At 69.4% G+C, this 16,616-nt stretch carries 22 protein-coding genes; 14 read left to right on the top strand and 8 right to left on the bottom strand.

Features of this window, described 5'->3' with window-relative positions; genetic code table 11:
- The first annotated feature begins 47 nt into the window (after positions 1–47).
- Complete coding sequence (locus P1Y20_RS07120; protein ID WP_304447966.1) at positions 48–977, top strand: NAD-dependent epimerase/dehydratase family protein; 930 nt, start codon at positions 48–50, stop codon at positions 975–977.
- Here P1Y20_RS07120 and P1Y20_RS07115 read toward each other — a convergent pair whose 3' ends face one another.
- From P1Y20_RS07115 to P1Y20_RS07105, 3 genes are all read right to left on the bottom strand, one after another.
- Complete coding sequence (locus tag P1Y20_RS07115) at positions 978–1,307, bottom strand: BsuPI-related putative proteinase inhibitor (protein WP_304447965.1); 330 nt, start codon at positions 1,305–1,307, stop codon at positions 978–980.
- An 80-nt stretch (positions 1,308–1,387) separates the two neighbouring features.
- The gene (locus tag P1Y20_RS07110; RefSeq protein ID WP_304447964.1) at positions 1,388–2,122 is read right to left on the bottom strand and encodes a hypothetical protein; all 735 of its coding nucleotides are present in this window, start codon (positions 2,120–2,122) and stop codon (positions 1,388–1,390) included.
- Positions 2,123–2,222: 100 nt separating this feature from the next.
- On the bottom strand, positions 2,223–2,960 hold the full coding sequence (locus P1Y20_RS07105) for a restriction endonuclease (RefSeq protein WP_304447963.1): 738 nt from the start codon (positions 2,958–2,960) through the stop codon (positions 2,223–2,225).
- A 135-nt stretch (positions 2,961–3,095) separates the two neighbouring features.
- Here P1Y20_RS07105 and P1Y20_RS07100 point away from each other — a divergent pair, with 135 nt between their 5' ends.
- Positions 3,096–3,848, top strand: coding sequence for a DUF2797 domain-containing protein (locus P1Y20_RS07100; RefSeq protein ID WP_368662139.1), 753 nt, complete (start codon positions 3,096–3,098; stop codon positions 3,846–3,848).
- A gap of 18 nt (positions 3,849–3,866) precedes the next feature.
- Here the strand turns inward: P1Y20_RS07100 and P1Y20_RS07095 are convergent, their stop codons facing one another.
- A complete protein-coding gene (locus tag P1Y20_RS07095; protein WP_304447962.1) occupies positions 3,867–4,304 on the bottom strand; it encodes a hypothetical protein in 438 nt (145 codons plus the stop codon).
- A gap of 383 nt (positions 4,305–4,687) precedes the next feature.
- Between P1Y20_RS07095 and P1Y20_RS07090 the strand changes: the two genes are divergently transcribed.
- From P1Y20_RS07090 to P1Y20_RS07075, 4 genes are read left to right on the top strand one after another with little or no spacing between them, the layout of a single operon-like run.
- Entirely contained in the window at positions 4,688–4,879 is a 192-nt protein-coding gene (locus P1Y20_RS07090; protein WP_304447961.1) for a DUF7525 family protein, read from the top strand.
- A gap of 39 nt (positions 4,880–4,918) precedes the next feature.
- Positions 4,919–5,143, top strand: a complete 225-nt coding sequence (locus P1Y20_RS07085) for a DUF7123 family protein (RefSeq protein ID WP_304447960.1) — start codon at positions 4,919–4,921, stop codon at positions 5,141–5,143.
- 33 nt (positions 5,144–5,176) lie between these two features.
- Positions 5,177–5,602 carry an SRPBCC family protein gene (locus tag P1Y20_RS07080; RefSeq protein ID WP_304447959.1) on the top strand — a complete coding sequence of 142 codons (426 nt, stop codon included), beginning with the start codon at positions 5,177–5,179 and terminating at the stop codon, positions 5,600–5,602.
- A 1-nt stretch (position 5,603) separates the two neighbouring features.
- Positions 5,604–6,401: a carbon-nitrogen family hydrolase gene (locus P1Y20_RS07075; protein WP_304447958.1), complete on the top strand. Its 798-nt coding sequence runs from the start codon at positions 5,604–5,606 to the stop codon at positions 6,399–6,401.
- Between the two features lie 274 nt (positions 6,402–6,675).
- On the opposite strand, the gene P1Y20_RS07070 is transcribed toward P1Y20_RS07075, so the two are convergent.
- Entirely contained in the window at positions 6,676–8,214 is a 1,539-nt protein-coding gene (locus P1Y20_RS07070; protein ID WP_304447957.1) for an aldehyde dehydrogenase family protein, read from the bottom strand.
- 128 nt (positions 8,215–8,342) lie between these two features.
- On the opposite strand from P1Y20_RS07070, the gene P1Y20_RS07065 reads away from it, so the two are divergent.
- Both P1Y20_RS07065 and P1Y20_RS07060 read left to right on the top strand, forming a co-directional pair.
- On the top strand, positions 8,343–8,765 hold the full coding sequence (locus P1Y20_RS07065) for a DUF4112 domain-containing protein (protein ID WP_304447956.1): 423 nt from the start codon (positions 8,343–8,345) through the stop codon (positions 8,763–8,765).
- Between the two features lie 71 nt (positions 8,766–8,836).
- Positions 8,837–9,166, top strand: a complete 330-nt coding sequence (locus tag P1Y20_RS07060; RefSeq protein WP_304447955.1) for a hypothetical protein — start codon at positions 8,837–8,839, stop codon at positions 9,164–9,166.
- Here P1Y20_RS07060 and P1Y20_RS07055 read toward each other — a convergent pair.
- Positions 9,163–9,975, bottom strand: a complete 813-nt coding sequence (locus tag P1Y20_RS07055) for an RIO1 family regulatory kinase/ATPase domain-containing protein (protein ID WP_304447954.1) — start codon at positions 9,973–9,975, stop codon at positions 9,163–9,165. The genes P1Y20_RS07060 and P1Y20_RS07055 overlap by 4 nt on opposite strands.
- 156 nt (positions 9,976–10,131) lie before the next feature.
- Between P1Y20_RS07055 and P1Y20_RS07050 the strand changes: the two genes are divergently transcribed.
- Positions 10,132–11,412 (top strand): alginate lyase family protein, encoded by a 1,281-nt coding sequence (locus P1Y20_RS07050; protein ID WP_304447953.1) that lies wholly within the window; start codon positions 10,132–10,134, stop codon positions 11,410–11,412.
- A gap of 56 nt (positions 11,413–11,468) precedes the next feature.
- Positions 11,469–12,611, top strand: a complete 1,143-nt coding sequence (locus P1Y20_RS07045; RefSeq protein ID WP_304447952.1) for an acyl-CoA dehydrogenase family protein — start codon at positions 11,469–11,471, stop codon at positions 12,609–12,611.
- 7 nt (positions 12,612–12,618) lie between these two features.
- Here the strand turns inward: P1Y20_RS07045 and P1Y20_RS07040 are convergent, their stop codons facing one another.
- Positions 12,619–13,188, bottom strand: a complete 570-nt coding sequence (locus P1Y20_RS07040) for a GNAT family N-acetyltransferase (RefSeq protein ID WP_368662138.1) — start codon at positions 13,186–13,188, stop codon at positions 12,619–12,621.
- Between the two features lie 87 nt (positions 13,189–13,275).
- Here P1Y20_RS07040 and nth point away from each other — a divergent pair, with 87 nt between their 5' ends.
- Entirely contained in the window at positions 13,276–13,962 is a 687-nt protein-coding gene (nth, locus tag P1Y20_RS07035) for an endonuclease III (RefSeq protein ID WP_304447951.1), read from the top strand.
- Here the strand turns inward: nth and P1Y20_RS07030 are convergent.
- Positions 13,959–14,450, bottom strand: a complete 492-nt coding sequence (locus P1Y20_RS07030; RefSeq protein ID WP_304447950.1) for a DUF7321 family protein — start codon at positions 14,448–14,450, stop codon at positions 13,959–13,961. The two genes, nth and P1Y20_RS07030, sit on opposite strands and share 4 nt — an antisense overlap.
- Before the next feature lie 110 nt (positions 14,451–14,560).
- Between P1Y20_RS07030 and P1Y20_RS07025 the strand changes: the two genes are divergently transcribed.
- The 3 genes from P1Y20_RS07025 (at position 14,561) to P1Y20_RS07015 (ending at position 16,616) form a co-directional block, all read left to right on the top strand.
- Positions 14,561–15,400, top strand: a complete 840-nt coding sequence (locus tag P1Y20_RS07025) for a DUF7319 domain-containing protein (RefSeq protein ID WP_304447949.1) — start codon at positions 14,561–14,563, stop codon at positions 15,398–15,400.
- Between the two features lie 68 nt (positions 15,401–15,468).
- Entirely contained in the window at positions 15,469–16,227 is a 759-nt protein-coding gene (locus P1Y20_RS07020; protein WP_304447948.1) for a halocyanin domain-containing protein, read from the top strand.
- Positions 16,227–16,616: a DUF7318 family protein gene (locus P1Y20_RS07015; protein WP_304447947.1), complete on the top strand. Its 390-nt coding sequence runs from the start codon at positions 16,227–16,229 to the stop codon at positions 16,614–16,616. Before P1Y20_RS07020 ends, P1Y20_RS07015 begins: the two co-directional genes overlap by 1 nt.

Here is a 16,616-nt window from a genome sequence, read left to right as displayed (position 1 = left end):
GCACGACGAGTCGCAAGCCACTTGCGCGGCGCCGGTACACTCCCGACATGGAACTCTCCGGCCAGCGCGTCGTCGTCACCGGCGGCGCGGGTCTCATCGGGTCACACCTCGCGCGCACGCTCGCCCCCGACAACGACGTCGTCGTCGTCGACGACCTCTCGAACGGCGACCCCGCGTCGGTACCCGAGGGGGCGACGTTCGTGGAGGGCGACCTCACCGACGCGTCGGTCGTCGCCGACGTCGTCACCGGGGACGTCGACCTCGTCTGCCACCTCGCGGCGGCCGACAAGTACGTCGACACGGACCACCCGCGCGCGCAGTTCGAGGCGAACACGGCCATCACCTACGGCATCCTCGAACGGATGGCCGAGGTGGGCGTCGACAACCTCGCGTTCACCTCCTCGTGTACCGTCTACGGCGACGCGGGCGAACCCACGCCCGAGGACTACGGCCCGCTCGAACCCATCAGCGGCTACGGCGCGACGAAACTCGCCGAGGAGTCCGTCTGTTCGGTGTACGCTCACAGCCACGACGTCACCGTGTGGACGTTCCGCTTCGCCAACATCGTCGGTCCGCGCTTCGGCGCCGGCGTCGTCCCCGATTTCGTCGAGAAACTCCGAGAGAACCCCGAGACGCTCACCGTCCTCGGCGACGGCCGCCAGGAGAAGTCCTACATGCACGTCACCGAGTGCGTCGACGCGATGTGTCACGTCGTCGAACACGCCGACGCCGACCTCAACGTCTACAACCTCGGTACCCACGAGACGACGAGCGTCACCCGCATCGCCGACATCGTCAGCGAGGAGATGGGTCTCGACCCCGACTACGCCTACACCGGCGGCGACCGCGGCTGGACCGGCGACGTCCCCCGCGTCTTCCTCCCCATCGATAAACTGGCCGCCCTCGGCTGGGAACCGGAACTCACGAGCGACGAGTCCGTCCGCCGGGCGACCCGCGAACTGCTCGCGCTCGACTGACTACGGCACCTCGAACGCTACTCGCGCCGCACAGGACCGCTCCCTCGCGAGCAGGTCCGCCCGCGCCTCGTAGCGCCCCGTCGGTGGGTCCGCCCACTCCGCCTCGTAGGTCACGGACTCCCCCGGCGCGAGGGTCTCCTCGCCGAGCACCTGCGCGAACACCTGTCCGTCGGAGGAGCGCCAGCGCTCCGCGCCACCCTCCGTGACCACGACCTCCATCCGCGCCGCGTCCGAGAACCGGCAGGTGACCGGCGTCTCGCCCGCGTTTCGAACCACGTACGCGAACGTCACGCTCCCGTCGAGGGCGGCCGAGAGGTCGCAGTCGAGCATACGCTTCCGTCGACCGCCCTCGTGATAGGCACCGCGGCGATACACCTCGCAGTGCTATATCGAAGGTGGGTCGTGACGACTCACGCGAACAGCAGGACGGCGCTGTAGACGCCCGTCCCGACCAGGAACGCCAGGTACCGGATACGGCCCGGTTCCGGGAGCTCCTCCCGGATACTGTTGAACACGACGCTCCCCGCGAGGAAGGCGAACAGCACCGACAGCGTCGCCTCGTCGATGGGCGTGACCGCACCGACGGCCGCTCCGGCGAGGACCGCGCCCGCCAGAATCCACCGTCCGAGACGGTCGTAGGCGGTGCCGTGGTGCCGCCTGAACGACGCGTCGACGACGAGGAAGTGCATCCCGAGCGCCACCGCGTAGAACGAGAGTTCGAGGAGGCCCGGCCCCTCCTGGTGGAAGAGGAGGTAGCCGACGAGCGCGTTGTAGCCGGTGAAGGCGACGACGTGTGCGACGAACACCGGCGTCGCGGCGTCGCTCGCCTCCGCGTCCCGGTTCGACGTCGCGACGAGAGCGTGGACGCCGTAGAAGACGACGAACCCGAGGAGGACGACCAGGTAGACGTGGACGTCGCGTCGGAAGAACGACCCGACGGTACTGCCGCTCTCGACGGCCTCGAGGACGGCGCGGTTGACCTCCGGGAGCAACAGCGCGAACACGTATGCGACCGACACCCCGCCGGCGAACGAGACGGTCGCCCGCCGCGAGGCGGGGTCGAGGCGCCCGAGCCGTCCCGCGAGGACGTGGACCGCGGCGAGACCGAGCGCGAACGCGCCAGCGGCAGTCGTCGTCGTGACCATACACGGGATGTCCCGCGACGGCACGTCAACGTGACGCCGGCACGTGACCGCATTCGGAGGGCTGGGAGGCGGGTCGCCCCGGTTCGCTACCGCTTCTCGCTCAGTGACTGAGCGCCCGCCGGATGGCGGCGGAGAGTTCTCGCTCCGCGTCCAGCGAGCGTTCGGGGCTCTCGTGGACCGACAGCCTGACGACCGGCTGGAGGCGGCCGTCGACGCGCACGTACGCGAGGAAACTGTGCCCCGTGACGCGCGCCTTCGCGAACAGTCCCTCGACGTCCTCGCGGTAGTAGTCGACGTCCGTGTAGGTGCTCGTCCGCGTGCGGTGCTGGTCGTCCGGCGCGGCCTCGTCGAGCAGGGCGATGACGGCCTCGATGCGTTCGACGAGCGGTTCGGGCCAGTAGTCGAGGGTCCGTAGCGAGGAGGCGAGTTCGGCACCGTCCCCCTCCGGGAACTCGACGCCCGCCTCGTCGAACGCCCGGGCCAGCGCCTCGCCGTCGAGCGTCTCGACGTCCGCCTCGGTCGCTCTGCTCGCCGCTTCCGGGGTGAACGCCGACGTGGTCGCGAGCGTGACGGCGTCGAACCCCCGCTCGGTGCCGACGGCGACGAGGTCGCGGACCACCCGCACGTCGACGCGGCTGGTCTCGGGGTAGTGACGGACGTGCAGGAGGTGTCGTCGCCCCTCCCGCTCCAGGTGGACGTCGATGGCGCCCGCCGGCGTCGGCGGGGCGACCTCCACCGTCCAGTCCTCCCACCGCGCGTCGGCGAACTCGCGCACGAGGCCGGCGAAGCGCTCGGGGTCGAGTCGCTGGAGCGCCCCGATATCGTGGGTGTCTTTCACACGCATACTTGGTGCGGCGAGGTTATGACTGTTCGCCCCGACCGCGCTGCGGGCGGGAGACACACGTCTCCGGCGGTGAGGGGCCGGTTCGGGCGAGGCGAACAGCGTATTAGGCGCGCGCGCCGACGTTCCTCCGTGCAGGTCGTCGGTTACCAGCCACTCGACCCGGCCCTCCTCGTGACCAGCGACGCCGCCGACGGGGGCGTCGAGCGCGTCCCGCTCGCGCGCGGAGCGGACCTCGCGTTCTCCCTCGGCGAGCGCCACTGCGCGGGCGCGTTGACCGCCGACGGCCACGTCGCCTGCGACGCGCCGGCGGCACCGTACTGCGAGGCCCACCGCTCGACGTGGGTCTGCGCGCGCTGTACCGGGACGTGTCTGAAGGACGAGATGGACTGCTACCAAGAGCACGCGGTCTACCTCGCCGCGTTCGCACCCGCGACGTTCAAGGTGGGCGTCACGCGCCTCGAACGCCTCGAGACCCGCCTGCGGGAACAGGGTGCCGACCGGGGGGCCCACGTCCACACCGTCTCGAACGGCCGCATCGCACGCGAACTGGAGGCCGACATCGCACGGGACGTCACGGACAGGGTGCGCGTCCCGACGAAGGTCGCCGGTCTCCATCGCCGGGTCGACGACGAGGCGTGGGCGGCGCTGCTCGCGGACTTCGACGTCGCCGAACGCTTCGAGTTCGACTACGGCCTCGCGCTCGCGGACCAGCCCGTTCCCGAGACGCTAGCGACGGGCCGCGTCCGCGGGACGAAAGGCCGTCTCCTCGTCCTGGAGCGCGAGACGGGGACCTACGCGGTCGACCTGCGCGACCTCGTCGGCTACGAACTCCGCGACGGGGCGAGCGACCGTGAGCTACAGTCGAGTCTCGCGAGCTTCTGAAACGGGGAGAAGGGTCGTCTAGTCCTCGAGAGCGTCGGCGATGCGCTCCAGTTCGCGCCGCACGTCGTGAATCTCGTCGCGGACCTTCCGGACCTCGCGGACGAGTTCCTCGTTCCCCTCCTCGCCCTGCTCGCGCCCGCGCGCACCGGGGCCGCCGGGGCCACCGGGACCGCCCATCCCCGGGCCGCCGCCCATGCCGCCGGGGCCGCCGCCGCCGCCCATCATACCGCCCATCATCTGGGCGAAGGGGTTACCGCCCATGCCGCCGGGGCCGCCCTCGCCGCCGCCGCCGAAGACCTCCTCCAGGCGCTCCTCGCGCGAGGAGCCCTCTCCCTCCTCTCGCTCCTGTTCTCGTTGCTGTCGGATCTCCTCGACGCGCTCGCGGAAGGACTTCTCCTCGTCGCCGTCGCCGGTACTCTGCTCCTCGTCGGTCGGCTGCTCCTCCTCGTCAGACATGGGACGGAGTTGGCTCGCCCACCACAAAAACGTGGTTATCTCGCCGACCCGCCTCCCCGGCGGAGGGCACGGATTCCGACCGAGAGCGTCCCGGAACCGGGACGCACCCGCCTGCCGAACGCTCCCCGGCGTCGACGCGTTCACCGAGGAGGACCACCGAAACGGGCTGGCGTACCTCGAAGACGTCGACGGCGTGACCATCACGACCACGGACGACCTCGTCGCGGAGTGGGAGGCGGCCGCCGCGGCGGACCCGGGTCCGTCCCGATACGCCCCGGGAGTCGGGCGACGAACCGATTTGCTATCGCGGTATCCGGTATATCGGAGCTCCCGGAGGGTATCGAACCGGGAGTGTTTTTATCGGGCGGGTCCCCTGGCCGCGTATGGAAGGAACGGCGTCGGGAACCGACATGGAACTCGGCCTCGCGTTGGTGTTCGGTGTCCTCGGGTTCGGGGGCGCGGTGCTGATGTACGTGGCCGCGATGGGCGGGAACCAGGTGCTCTCGGGGTGGGGGTTCGCGGCGGCGATGCTCGCGGGCGTCCTCGCGGTCGCGGCGTTGCACCTCTACGAGTAATGCCGTAATCGTTAATCCGGCAAGCCCCCTAGAGGAGCTATGGCCGAGTTCAGCGAAGAGGACCAGCGCATCCTCGATTACCTGCACGAGAGCATTGCGCAGGGAAACAGCTACTTCCGGGCGAAGCGCATCGCCGACAGCATCGGCCTCTCCGCCAAGCAGGTCGGCGCTCGGCTCCCGCGACTCGCCGACTCCGCCGACGACATCGAAATCGAGAAGTGGGGACGCGCGCGCTCGACGACCTGGCGCGTGACGCTCGGGTAGGACACTTTTTACGGTCGCCGGCGAAGTGCCGGTATGACTGTCCGGGTAGAGCGGTCGTTCGAGTTGGACGCGGCACCCGAGGACGTGTGGGACTTCATCTCCGACCCGGAGAAACGGGCCCGACCCATCAGCGTCGTCGACGAGTTCGAGACGACGGGCGAGCGGACCGCCACGTGGCACGTGAAACTCCCCATCCCGCTGGTCGACCGGACCATCGCCGTCGAGACGCGCGAGACGACGGTCGAACCCCCCTCGTACGTCCGCTTCGTCGGGCGCTCGAAGGTGATGCGCGTCGTCGGGGAACACGAACTGGAGTCGGTCGAGGGCGGCACGCGCCTGACGAACCGGTTCACCGTCGACGGTAAACTCCCCGGCGTCGAGCGCTTCTTCAAGCGTAACCTCGACGACGAACTCGACAACCTCGAGGACGCCATCAGGGCGGACCTCGGCCTCGACTGAGATGCGCGTCGCACTCGCCCAGCTGGCCATCGAGGCCGCCGACGTGCGGGGGAACGTCGGCCGCGCGGTCGACGCCGTGGAGACGGCCGCCGACCGGGGCGCGGACCTCGTCGTCCTGCCGGAGGTGTTCACCGTCGGTTACTTCGCGTTCGACGCCTACGCCCGCCGCGCGGAGTCGCTCGACGGGCCGACGCTCTCGCGGCTGGCCGAGGTCGCCCGTGACCGCGAGGTGGCCATCGTGGCGGGGAGCATCGTCGAGGACCTCGCGACGACCGAGGGGGGGCCGGCCGACGAGGGGTACGCGAACACCTCCGTCTTCCTCGACCGGGCGGGAGAGCGGCGCGCCGTCTACCGCAAGCGCCACCTCTTCGGCTACGACTCGGCGGAGGCGGACCTGCTCGTCCCCGGCGAGTCCCTTCCCGTCGTCGACTTCGAGGGGTTCGGCGTCGCCACGACCACCTGCTACGACCTCCGGTTCCCCGAACTGTACCGCGCGTTCACCGACGCGGGCGCGACGCTGTTCTGCGTCCCGAGCGCGTGGCCCTACCCCCGCGTCGAGCACTGGACGCTCCTCCCGCGGGCGCGCGCGGTGGAGAACCTCGCGTACGTCGCCGCGGCCAACGGGTCGGGGGCGTTCGAGGACGCCGCCTTGGTCGGGCGCTCGACGGTCTACGACCCCTGGGGCGTCGCGCTCGCGGGGAGCGGCGAGGACCCCGCGCTGGTCGTCGCCGACTGCGACCCCGACGCCGTCGCCGACGTCCGCGAGGAGTTCCCCGCGCTCCGCGACCGCCGGTCGTAGGGCGTGTGGTTCGCTATCGCGTGACTGTCCCGTCGTCAACGTTTTATACCGAGGCGCTCGCATGTACACGTGCCGGACGGGCGCTTTTCTCGTTCGTTCGGTGAAACAGGCCGCCACACCCGCTGTCGAGGAGGGTCGGCCTCGACGGCATTCGACCGCCTCCCCCTTCGCGTCACATCCGGACACCCACGCACCCGAGCGCTGTCGCCGTCCCTCTCCGTCGTTCGACCGTCGCAGTCGGTAAAAGAGCGAGACTGCGGCCTCGAGTCGTGAGTCAGTCCTCCTGCGTCTTGATGTCGGCCGAGAGTCCCTGAGCCATCTGGATGTCCTTCGAGTTGTTGAGCGTCCAGGCGGTGCGCTCGGTGACGGCCTCGATGACCTCGCGAGCGGAGGGGTAGCCGTTGCCGGACTTCTTGACGCCGCCGAAGGGGAGTTGCACCTCCGCGCCGATGCACGGGAGGTTGCCGTAGGAGAGACCGACCTCGGCGCGGTCGCGGTAGTAGTTTATCTGCCGGTAGTCCTCGCTGATGATGGCGCCGGCGAGACCGTAGGGCGTGTCGTTGTGAATCTCGACGCCGCGCTCGACGTCGCCGCTGTACTTCATGAGCGCGACGTGCGGCCCGAAGACCTCCTCGCGGATGGAACGCTGTTCGCCTTCGTCGTCGTACTCGACCTCGTAGACGAACGGACCGACCCAGTTGCCGTCCTCGTGCCCCTCGGGAATCTCGTCCGCGTCGAGTTCGGTGCGGTCGACGAGCACCTCGGTGGCCTCCTCGCGCGCGAGGTCGTTGTACTTGCGTATCTTCTCGACGTGGTCCGGTTCGATGGCCGGTCCCATGAACGTCCCCTCGGAGAGCGGGTCGCCGACGGACACCCCCTTCGCCACCTCGACGAAGCGCTCCTTGAACTCGTCGTAGACGTCCTCGTGGACGATGAGGCGCTCGGAGGAGACGCAGCGCTGGCCCGTCGTCTTGAAGCTCGACATCACGGCGGAGTGGACGGCGACGTCGAGGTCCGCCTCCTCGGTGACGACGATGCCGTTCTTCCCACCCATCTCGCAGGCCGCGAGCGTGCCCGGCTGCTCGGCGACCTTGCGGGCGACCTCGTGACCGACCTCGGCGCTCCCGGTGAACAGCACCGCGTTGACCGCCTCGTTGTCGACGATTTCGGCGCCGGCGTCGCCGAAGCCCTGGACCATGTTGAAGACGCCCTCGGGGATGCCCGCGTCCTCGAACATCTCGGCGATGATCTGGCCGCACATCGGCGTCTGCTCGGCGGGCTTCCAGACCACCGTGTTCCCCTCGACCAGCGCGACCGCCATGTGCCAGAACGGGATGGCGACCGGGAAGTTCCACGGCGTGATACAGCCGACGACGCCGCGGGGCTTGCGCCGCATGTAGGCGTCCTTCCCCGGAATCTCCGAAGGTACCACGTCGCCCTTCGGGTGGCGGGCGTCGCCCGCCGCCCACTCGACCATGTGGTACGCCTCGATGACGTCGGCCCTCCCCTCGCTTATCTCCTTGCCGCACTCCTTCGTGACGACCGCCCCGAGTTCGTCGGTGCGCTCGCGCAGTTCGTGGTAGATGTCCCAGAGGTACTCCGCGCGGTCGATGTGGCTGAGCGAGCGCCACTCCTCGAAGGCGTCGGCGGCGGCGTCGACGGCGCGCTGGACGTCCTCGGGCGTCCCGCGCTCGAACGTCGCGAGCGTCTCACCCGTGGCGGGATTGCGCGACTCGAACGTCTCCTCACCCGCGCCGGCGGTGAACTCGCCGGCGATGTAGTGTCGGTTGGTCTCCGTGGTCTGCTGGCTCATATCCTGGTAAGAATTGCGAGGGAGGGGGGTAAAAACTCACCGTGTCCACGAGTCGTTCCGTCCGCACGGACAGGTCGGAACACCGAGCGATACGTAGCCTCATGTCGGTGGCACTCCTGGCGAGGGGTATGGACGACGACATCGACATCGCGCTCGACGCGGCGGACGAAGCGGCCCTCGACCGGATGCGCACCGTCGCATACCTGCTCGACGAGGGGTTTCGCGTCCCGGGGACGGACTTCCGCTTCGGTATCGACCCCCTGCTCGGCGTCCTCCCGGGCGCCGGCGACGTCGCCGCCGCCGGCCTCTCGCTGTACATCGTCGTCGAGGCCGCCAACCTCGGCGTGTCGTACTCCACCATCGTCCGCATGCTGCTGAACATCGGGGCCGACGCCGTCGCGGGCGCGGTGCCGGTCGTCGGCCCGGTGTTCGACGCGTTCATCAAGGCCAACGTCCGGAACGTCGAACTCGTCGAGCGCCACCTCGAACGCGAGGCGGCCCGCCGCGAACGCGACGACGCGGAGGCCATCCGCATCGAGATTACCGAGTGAGGCGGGGACCGCGCGAACCGGGACCGCCCGCGCCGCCCAAGATTTTTGTCGGGTAGCGTGAATTTCAGCGCATGGTCGCCGTCTCCGTCCCCCTCCAGTCCCTGCCGACGCTCGGCTACTTCCTCCTGCTCGGGGTCGTGACCGCCGGATTGCTCGCCTTCTGGGCGTTCCAGATACGACGCGACGCGACTCCGGCGGACCCCGCCAACCGCGGCGCGTGGCTCCTCGGTGGTCTCGCGCTCCTCGTCCTCGGCGGCGCGAGCGCCGCGCTCGTCGGCGGGGCGATGTACCTCCGCGTCGAACGCGACGTCCCCTATCACTACGTGCTCGTCGTCGGCGTCCTCGCGTTCGCCCTGCACCTCGTGGTGACATACGCGTTCGTCTCGACGCGGTGGGTCTAACCCTCGCCCCCGCCGCTCGCGTCCTTCTCTATCTCGCCTTTCACGCCCGCCGCGTCGAAGTCGTGGTCCGGACGGATGTTGACGAAGTCGAGGAAGTCGCGCGCGTCCAGCAGGACCGAGACGGGGTAGTGCTCGCGCGCGGCGTCGACGGCCGCGCGGGAGTCGAGGAGGGGGGTGACGGCGGCCAGCGCGCAGGCGACGTCGTACGCCCGCGCTTGCTCGACGGCCCCCGGACGGACGCTCGTCGCGTCGATGAGGAAGAGGCGCTCGTCGGCGACGAGGACGTTCTCCGCGCGCAGGTCGCCGTGAGCGAGGCCGGCGTCGTGGATACGCGAGAGCGCGTCGAAGAGTTCGGGGGCGTAGCGCAGCACCTCGCTCTCGTCGAGTTCACCGAGCGTACGGAAGGCGGGGAGGTACTCGACGACGAGGACGCCGAGGCCGTCGTGCTCGAACGCCTCGACCGGTTCGGGGACGTTCACCCCCAGGTCGCGCATCCGCCGGGTCGCCGCCAGTTCGAGGTCGGCCATCTCCGCCGGGTCGCGGACGTGGTCGAAGAACCCCGGGACGCCGCTGGAGAACGCCCCGAGGTTCCGGCCGGTGGTGAGGACCGCGTGCAGGAGGGCGTGTTGCTCGGAGACGACCTTCACGAACCAGCGGTCGTCGACGACGAACGGCGTCGAGAGCCAGTTGTCGGCGTCGAGGAACTCGACGCGAACGGACGACCGGTCGTACCGGCGGGCCACCTCGACCGCGACGCTCTCGAGCCGGTTCCACTCGATGGTCCCCTTCAGCAACCGCCGGACGGCCATACGACGAGACGAGACGACCCGCGAGTATGAGTGTTACTCGGTCGCGTAGCGGTCGCCGCGCCACACTCGACGGTCACGCCCGTCCCCTCGGAACCCCTGACCGTCGTCGGGAGGGCCGAAATCGATACCACTCTCGCCGGCCGACGTCACGGGACGATGACAGGTGACGGCGGCGGGTGGAGCCGACGGCGGTATCTGCGAGGGGTCGCGACGGTGGCGGGCGTGACCGGCCTCGGGACCGGTCGCGGGGGCGCACAGGACGGGTCGACCGGTCTCCCGACGGGCGAGCGGCGTCCGGCGCTGTTCGTCCACCTCGGGGAACTGGCCGCGGTGCGCCGGCGCGTCCTGGCCGGCGACGACCCGTGGGCGAGCGCCTTCGAGACGTTCGCCGCCGACGTGCGGGAGTCGCTGACGGCCACGCCGCGGAGCGTCACCGACAGCGGGGGGTCGACCTTCCGGAGCGGCGACCCCGGGTCGGGCGAGTCGGCGCGCGCCGACTACACCGCCGCCATCGAGATGGGCGACCGGGTGCGCGACCTCGGCCTCGCCTACCAGTTCACCGGCGAGGACCGCTACGCCGAACGCACCGTCGCGTTCCTCGACCACTGGTTCCTCGACCCCGAGACGCGGATGGAACCGCGCCTGACCAACGGCATCGAACTGTACGTCACGATTCCGAAACTGTGGTACGGTGCCGACCTCGTCCGGAACCACGACGCGTGGGACGACGGGAGCGTCGGGTCGCACGCCGCACTGGAGGAGTGGACCGACACGTTCCTCTCGACGATTCCGACGGCGACGCCCGACTGGGTCCAGAACATCTTCGTCTGGCGCGAGACGTGTCGGGCGGCGGGTGCGGCGTACCTCGGCGACGACGGGCGCCTGCGCGAGGCGTTCGACCGCATCCGCGCCGACGGGTTCCGCCAGCGCCGCGAGGACTGGCTGCTCGCGAACGAACTCCAGCGCTCGGAGGGACTCAGCTACTCGCTGTACGCGTTGAAGGCGTTCGTCACGGCCGCCGAACTCGGCCGCCACTACGGCGAGGACCTCTACGGGTACGAGCGAGACGGCGAACCGGCCCTCCGGCGGCTGTTCGAGGCGCACGTCCCCTTCTTCTTCGACCCCGAGGCGTTCGACGAACGCTTCGGGGAAGTCGGCGGGTTCGCCGCCCGCGAACGCGAGGAGGGGACCTCGGCGTACGAACTCGCGTACTCGCAGTGGGAGGACGAGTCGTTCCTCCGCGTCGTCCGGTCGCGGGGGAGCGAGGTGCGCAACGAACCGACCTACGTCGAACAGCACCAGGACGCCATCGACTCGCGCGGGCGCCCCGTGCGCGACGAGCGGCTCCTCGGCTGGACGACGCTCACCCACGCCAACCGATTCGACCTCGGCGCCGGCGACGCGTCCGACCGTCTCTCCGGCCAGACGGGCCGCTGAGCGCCCCTCGCAACACTTGCCGGAGCGTTTATCAGCGCTCCCTCGTGAGTCGAACCATGGATTTCGACCTGCCCGCCGAGCACCGGATGATTCGCGACACGGTGCGGGAGTTCTGCGAGGAGGAGATAGAACCCATCGCGTGGGACATCGAGGAGGAACACCGCTTCCCCGAGGAGGTGTTCGACGCGCTCGCCGACCTCGACATGATGGGCGTGCCCGTGAGCGAGGAGTATGGCGGCCTCGACGGCGACCAGTTGATGTACGCGCTGGTCACCGAGGAACTCGGTCGCGTCTCGGGCTCCATCGGCCTCTCGTACGCCGCGCACACGAGCCTCGCCACCAAGCCCATCGAGCTGTTCGGCACCGACGCCCAGAAGGAGCGCTGGCTCCCGCCGCTCGCCACCGGCGAGTACCTCGGCGCGTGGGCGCTCACCGAACCCGGCTCCGGGAGCGACGCGAGCGACATGGACACCATGGCGAGGAAGGAGGGCGACGAGTACGTCATCGACGGGACGAAGCAGTTCATCACGAACGCGAGCGTCGCGGGGAGCATCCTCGTGAAGGCCGTCACCGACCCCGGCGCGGGTTACGACGGTATCTCGACGTTCATCGTCGACCCGCGCGAGGACGACGGGTTCGAGGTCGTCACCGAGTGGGAGAAGATGGGCCTCAACGCCTCGCCCACCTGCGAGATCAAGTTCACGAACTGCCGCGTCCCCGAGGACCGCCTGCTCGGCGCGGAGGGCGAGGGCTGGACGCAGACGATGAAGACGCTCAACGGCGGGCGCATCTCCATCGCCGCGCTCTCGACGGGGCTGGCGCAGGGCGCGTTCGACGCCGCGCTCCACTACGCCAAGCAGCGCGAGCAGTTCGGCAAACCCATCGGGAAGTTCGACGCCGTCCGCGACATGCTCGTCGAGATGGACCGCAAGGCCGAGCGCGCGCGCCTGCTCACCCACAAGGCCGCCACGAAGTACGACGCCAGCGAGGACGTCACCCGCATCTCCGCCATGGCGAAGTACGACGCGAGCGAGGCCGCCCGCGAGGTGGCCGAGGACGCCGTCCAGGTCCTCGGCGGCTACGGTTACACGACCGACTTCGCCCCCCAGCGTTTCTACCGTGACGCGAAGCTGATGGAGATCGGCGAGGGGACCAGCGAGATACAGCGCCTCGTGCTCGGGCGCGAACTCGGACTGTGAAGTAGACTCACGCCTCGAACTCCTCGGCGAGCAGTCCCCAGTACAGCAGGTCGACGTACGTCCCGCGCTCGAACGCTTCCCGGCGGAGTCGCCCCTCGCACTCGAAGCCGACCTTCTCCAGCACGCGGCCCGACGCCTCGTTGAACGCGAAGGTGCGTCCGGCAACCTTGTTCAGTCGTCGCTCGCGGAAGCCGTACTCGCAGACGAGTCGGACCGCGTCGGTGGCGTAGCCGTTCCCCCAGTGGTCGGGGTGGAGGTAGTAGCCCGTCTCCGCGCGGCCCCACCCGTCGCGGACGTCGTAGAGGCCGACGACCCCGACGCGCTCGTCCTCGACGCAGACGAGGAACTCGGCGGTGTCGTCGTCGGTACTCTTCCGTTCGAACTCCTCGCGCGTGGCGAGTGCGTCGTGCGGGGCGGAGTTCCCGACGTTCCGGCGCACGTCGGGGTGGTTACTCGTCTCACGGAGGAAGTCGAGGTCCGACTCCTCGACGGTCCGGAGGGCGACGCGGTCGTTCGAGCGGAACACGGGACCGGGCATGGGTCGGAGCGGGGACGGCAGGGGGGTAGTTCGTCCCATTCGACAGCCCCACCTGTCGGACCGCGCTCGGACCACCGTGCCGCGACGAACGACAACACCGAAGTCGGTTCCGCGCGCCGATTCGCCATGGGAGTCCCCCTCGATTCGCGCGAGGAACAGGCCGTGGAGGTCATCGACCGGCTGGAGGAGGCGTACCCCGACTCGACCATCTCGCTCGACTACTCGAACCGCCTCGAACTGCTCGTCGCGGTGGTCCTCTCCGCGCAGTGTACCGACGAACGCGTCAACGGCGTGACCGCGGACCTCTTCGAGACCTACCGGACGCCGGAGGACTACGCGCGGGCGTCGGAGGCGGAACTCGCGGACGCCATCTACGGCATCACGTTCCACAACAACAAGGCGGGCTACCTGAAGGGCATCGGGCGCATCGTCGCCGAGGAACACGACGGCGAGGTGCCCGACACCATGAGCGCGCTCACGGACCTCCCCGGCGTGGGCCGGAAGACGGCGAACGTCGTCCTCCAGCACGGCCACGACATCGTCGAGGGCATCGTCGTCGACACGCACGTCAGGCGACTCTCGCGGCGACTGGGACTGACCGAGGAGGAGCGCCCCGAGCGCATCGAGGCGGACCTGCTCCCCGTCGTCCCCGAGTCGAAGTGGCAGGTGTTCACCCACCTGCTCATCGACCACGGGCGTGCGACCTGCACTGCCCGGAACCCCGACTGTTCGGACTGCGTCCTCGAGGACGTCTGTCCCTCCTCGAAACTCGACCACGATGTCGACCTCGCCAGCGGCGAGTCCTGGGATTAGAGCAGGCCGTACTTGACGACGTAGCGCGCCATGCCGACGACGTACGCGAGCAGCCAGAACAGCACGTAGCCGAAGACGCCGACCCGGAGACGCCGGCGCCAGAAGCGCATGCTCTCGTCGCCGATTTCGTCCAGCAGGACGTCCGCGTCGTAGTCGTGGTAGAGGTTGTGCTCCCACTTCGCGCGGAAGATGCGGACGATGCCCGTCGCGCCGAACGCGAGCATCGCGTACGCCTGGAGGCCGAGGAAGGCGTGGAGCGCGGCGAACCCGTTCAGCTGGTCGAAAAAGCGAGGGGCCATCCACGTCACGAGCGGGACGGTGGTGAGCGCGAGGCCGGTGACGATGAACTTCAGGTGGTGCGTGAGGACGCCCCACGTCACCTCCTCGGCGTCGATCATTATCCACGCGCCGTAGAGGAACAGCGGGAAACTCAGCGACACCGAGAGCGCGACGAGGGTTGCCGTCCCCGTCTCGCTGAGTCCGAACATACACGAACGTCGACGGGCGGGCGCTTGAGGGTGACGGAACCGACGTGCTGCGCACCCGTGCTCGTCACTGCGTCGGAACGTCTATACGGCGAGCGGACCAACCACGGACCATGGCGGATTCTCGGTCGTCGGCCGACGGACCCGACGAGGGGGACGGGGGCGCGGACGACGCGCCCGAGTCGACCAGCGACGGGTCCCCGGACCGTTCGCTCGAGGAACTCCGCGCGCAGGTCGACGAGAAGTACGACTTCGACGACTTCCGCCCGGAGGACATGGCCCGGATGACGCCCGAGGAGTGGGAGGCGGCGTTCGACCCCGACACGTGGATTACGGGCCCGGAACTGCTCGACCGCGTCGAGGCGGACCTGAAGAACCGCGTCGCCAACCGCGACGTGTTCGCGCGCCTCGAACGCTTCGCGGACCCCGACCGGGTGGTCGCCTACTCCGACGAGGGGTACGCCGTCGTGTACGGCGACGGGACCGTCGAGGGGATGGGGACCGTCCTCCGTGACGTGAAGCCGACGGTCGCGCTCTGCTCGATGGACGACTACGAGGTGAGCGACCCGCCGGCGGAGGAGACGCTCCCGGACCCGCTCGACGTCCCCGAGGGGAGCGGCGAACTCGGTAACCGGATGCTCCAGGCCGTCGCCGGCGTCCAGGTGCTCGTGGGGCTGTCGATGTTCGCGGCGATTCCGCTGCTCGGCCTCGACACGCTCCTCGGCATCGTCGTCGGCACCGGTTTCCTCGTCATCGGCCTCCTGCTGTTCCTGTTGGTGGCGAACGCGCGCCTCTCCGACCGGTTCCGTGCGGAGGAGTACCGGAACCGACTGCGGGCGGTCGGTATCGACTCGGACGAACGCCCCGCGTTCCTCGACGACATCGAGCGCGGGCAGTTACCGGACCTCGAAGAGGAGGGTGCCGAGAGTGAATCCAACGAGAACACCGCGTAAGCCCGGTAGAAGCCCTCTCGGCACGTTCGGTGGGTTTATACGAACCGGGTTCCGACGTGAGGTTGTGTATGAATAGACGGCAATTTCTCATGACGGCCGGTGGGACTGCCGGTGCCGTCACGGTTGCCGCTGGCTCCGCCGCCGCTCAGGAGAACGAGAGCGGCGGTAACGGGTCCGCGGGCGGCAACGAGTCCGCTGGGGGGAACGAATCCTCGGGTGGCAACGAGTCCGCCGGTGGCGGTAACGAGAGCGGCGGTAACGAGTCCTCTGGCGGTGGGGGTGGGGGCGGGAGTGGTCCCATCGACTACGGCGGGTTCCTCGACGACGCTGCCGGCTGGGAAGAAGGCGGAACGGTCGACGCGCGCGGGGAGTCCGAAGTGACCGTCGAAGTCGGTGCGGGCGAGGGTGGCCTCGCGTTCGACCCGGTGGCGGTCCACGTCGACGAGGGCGCGACCATCATCTGGGAGTGGACCGGCGAGGGCGGCAGTCACAACGTCGTCGCCCAGGACGGTGCCGACTTCGAGAGCGGCAGCCCCCAGGCGTCGGGGACCTTCGAGTGGACCGCCGAGGGCGGCCCCATCGCGACCTACCAGTGCGACCCCCACGCCGGCCAGGGCATGCTCGGCGCCGTCGCCATCGGCGAGGACGTCCCGCGGACGTCGCCCGCGGCCGCGGCGGCGGAACCCGCCGACCCCAAGGAGATGGGCGTCCCCATCCAGCCGCACTTCGTCGGCATCGCGACCATCATGATGATGATCGTCTCGCTCATCTTCACGTTCTACCTCCTGAAGTACGGCGAGAGCCCCAACACCAAGGGTGGTAACTGATGAGTTCTGGTAACAACAGCTACGGCGACATCCACCGGTACGAACCGGCCCGCGAGAGCACGACGGCCGCCATCGCCATCGTCCTGCTCACGGTCCTCGAGATCGTCCTCGTCGGCATGTTCTCCTACGGCCTCGCCACCGGGTGGGGCCTCGAGGAGTTCGGGAACATGTACCTCGGCGGGTTGCTGTCGCTCGTCTTCATCGACCTCGCGTTCATCCTCCTGCTCTACCGCAAGGAGTTCCTCCCGGACGTGATGATCGTGAAGAAGCGCCGGCGCAAGTGGGAGGACCTCTACATCCGCGAGGAGGACATGTACGGCACCGAACTCGGCGGCGAGGGTGCCTGGGAGAACGTAAAGCGCGCAGTCTACCCCTACTACAAGCGATAA

This window comes from Halomarina ordinaria (assembly GCF_030553305.1).
GTDB lineage: Archaea > Halobacteriota > Halobacteria > Halobacteriales > Haloarculaceae > Halomarina > Halomarina ordinaria.
This window is presented reverse-complemented; position numbering and strand designations above follow the sequence as displayed.

What these genes read in the sequence shown, in the direction of transcription:
- nth (WP_304447951.1), top strand. Translation starts at nt 13,276, where the DNA reads ATGGGAGTCCCCCTCGATTCGCGCGAGGAACAGGCCGTGGAGGTCATC.
- P1Y20_RS07115 (WP_304447965.1), bottom strand. Translation starts at nt 1,307, where the DNA reads ATGCTCGACTGCGACCTCTCGGCCGCCCTCGACGGGAGCGTGACGTTC.
- P1Y20_RS07040 (WP_368662138.1), bottom strand. Translation starts at nt 13,188, where the DNA reads ATGGGACGAACTACCCCCCTGCCGTCCCCGCTCCGACCCATGCCCGGT.
- P1Y20_RS07030 (WP_304447950.1), bottom strand. Translation starts at nt 14,450, where the DNA reads ATGTTCGGACTCAGCGAGACGGGGACGGCAACCCTCGTCGCGCTCTCG.
- P1Y20_RS07095 (WP_304447962.1), bottom strand. Translation starts at nt 4,304, where the DNA reads ATGTCTGACGAGGAGGAGCAGCCGACCGACGAGGAGCAGAGTACCGGC.
- P1Y20_RS07085 (WP_304447960.1), top strand. Translation starts at nt 4,919, where the DNA reads ATGGCCGAGTTCAGCGAAGAGGACCAGCGCATCCTCGATTACCTGCAC.
- P1Y20_RS07050 (WP_304447953.1), top strand. Translation starts at nt 10,132, where the DNA reads ATGACAGGTGACGGCGGCGGGTGGAGCCGACGGCGGTATCTGCGAGGG.
- P1Y20_RS07090 (WP_304447961.1), top strand. Translation starts at nt 4,688, where the DNA reads ATGGAAGGAACGGCGTCGGGAACCGACATGGAACTCGGCCTCGCGTTG.
- P1Y20_RS07070 (WP_304447957.1), bottom strand. Translation starts at nt 8,214, where the DNA reads ATGAGCCAGCAGACCACGGAGACCAACCGACACTACATCGCCGGCGAG.
- P1Y20_RS07045 (WP_304447952.1), top strand. Translation starts at nt 11,469, where the DNA reads ATGGATTTCGACCTGCCCGCCGAGCACCGGATGATTCGCGACACGGTG.
- P1Y20_RS07110 (WP_304447964.1), bottom strand. Translation starts at nt 2,122, where the DNA reads ATGGTCACGACGACGACTGCCGCTGGCGCGTTCGCGCTCGGTCTCGCC.
- P1Y20_RS07020 (WP_304447948.1), top strand. Translation starts at nt 15,469, where the DNA reads ATGAATAGACGGCAATTTCTCATGACGGCCGGTGGGACTGCCGGTGCC.
- P1Y20_RS07025 (WP_304447949.1), top strand. Translation starts at nt 14,561, where the DNA reads ATGGCGGATTCTCGGTCGTCGGCCGACGGACCCGACGAGGGGGACGGG.
- P1Y20_RS07060 (WP_304447955.1), top strand. Translation starts at nt 8,837, where the DNA reads ATGGTCGCCGTCTCCGTCCCCCTCCAGTCCCTGCCGACGCTCGGCTAC.
- P1Y20_RS07080 (WP_304447959.1), top strand. Translation starts at nt 5,177, where the DNA reads ATGACTGTCCGGGTAGAGCGGTCGTTCGAGTTGGACGCGGCACCCGAG.
- P1Y20_RS07055 (WP_304447954.1), bottom strand. Translation starts at nt 9,975, where the DNA reads ATGGCCGTCCGGCGGTTGCTGAAGGGGACCATCGAGTGGAACCGGCTC.
- P1Y20_RS07065 (WP_304447956.1), top strand. Translation starts at nt 8,343, where the DNA reads ATGGACGACGACATCGACATCGCGCTCGACGCGGCGGACGAAGCGGCC.
- P1Y20_RS07120 (WP_304447966.1), top strand. Translation starts at nt 48, where the DNA reads ATGGAACTCTCCGGCCAGCGCGTCGTCGTCACCGGCGGCGCGGGTCTC.
- P1Y20_RS07075 (WP_304447958.1), top strand. Translation starts at nt 5,604, where the DNA reads ATGCGCGTCGCACTCGCCCAGCTGGCCATCGAGGCCGCCGACGTGCGG.
- P1Y20_RS07015 (WP_304447947.1), top strand. Translation starts at nt 16,227, where the DNA reads ATGAGTTCTGGTAACAACAGCTACGGCGACATCCACCGGTACGAACCG.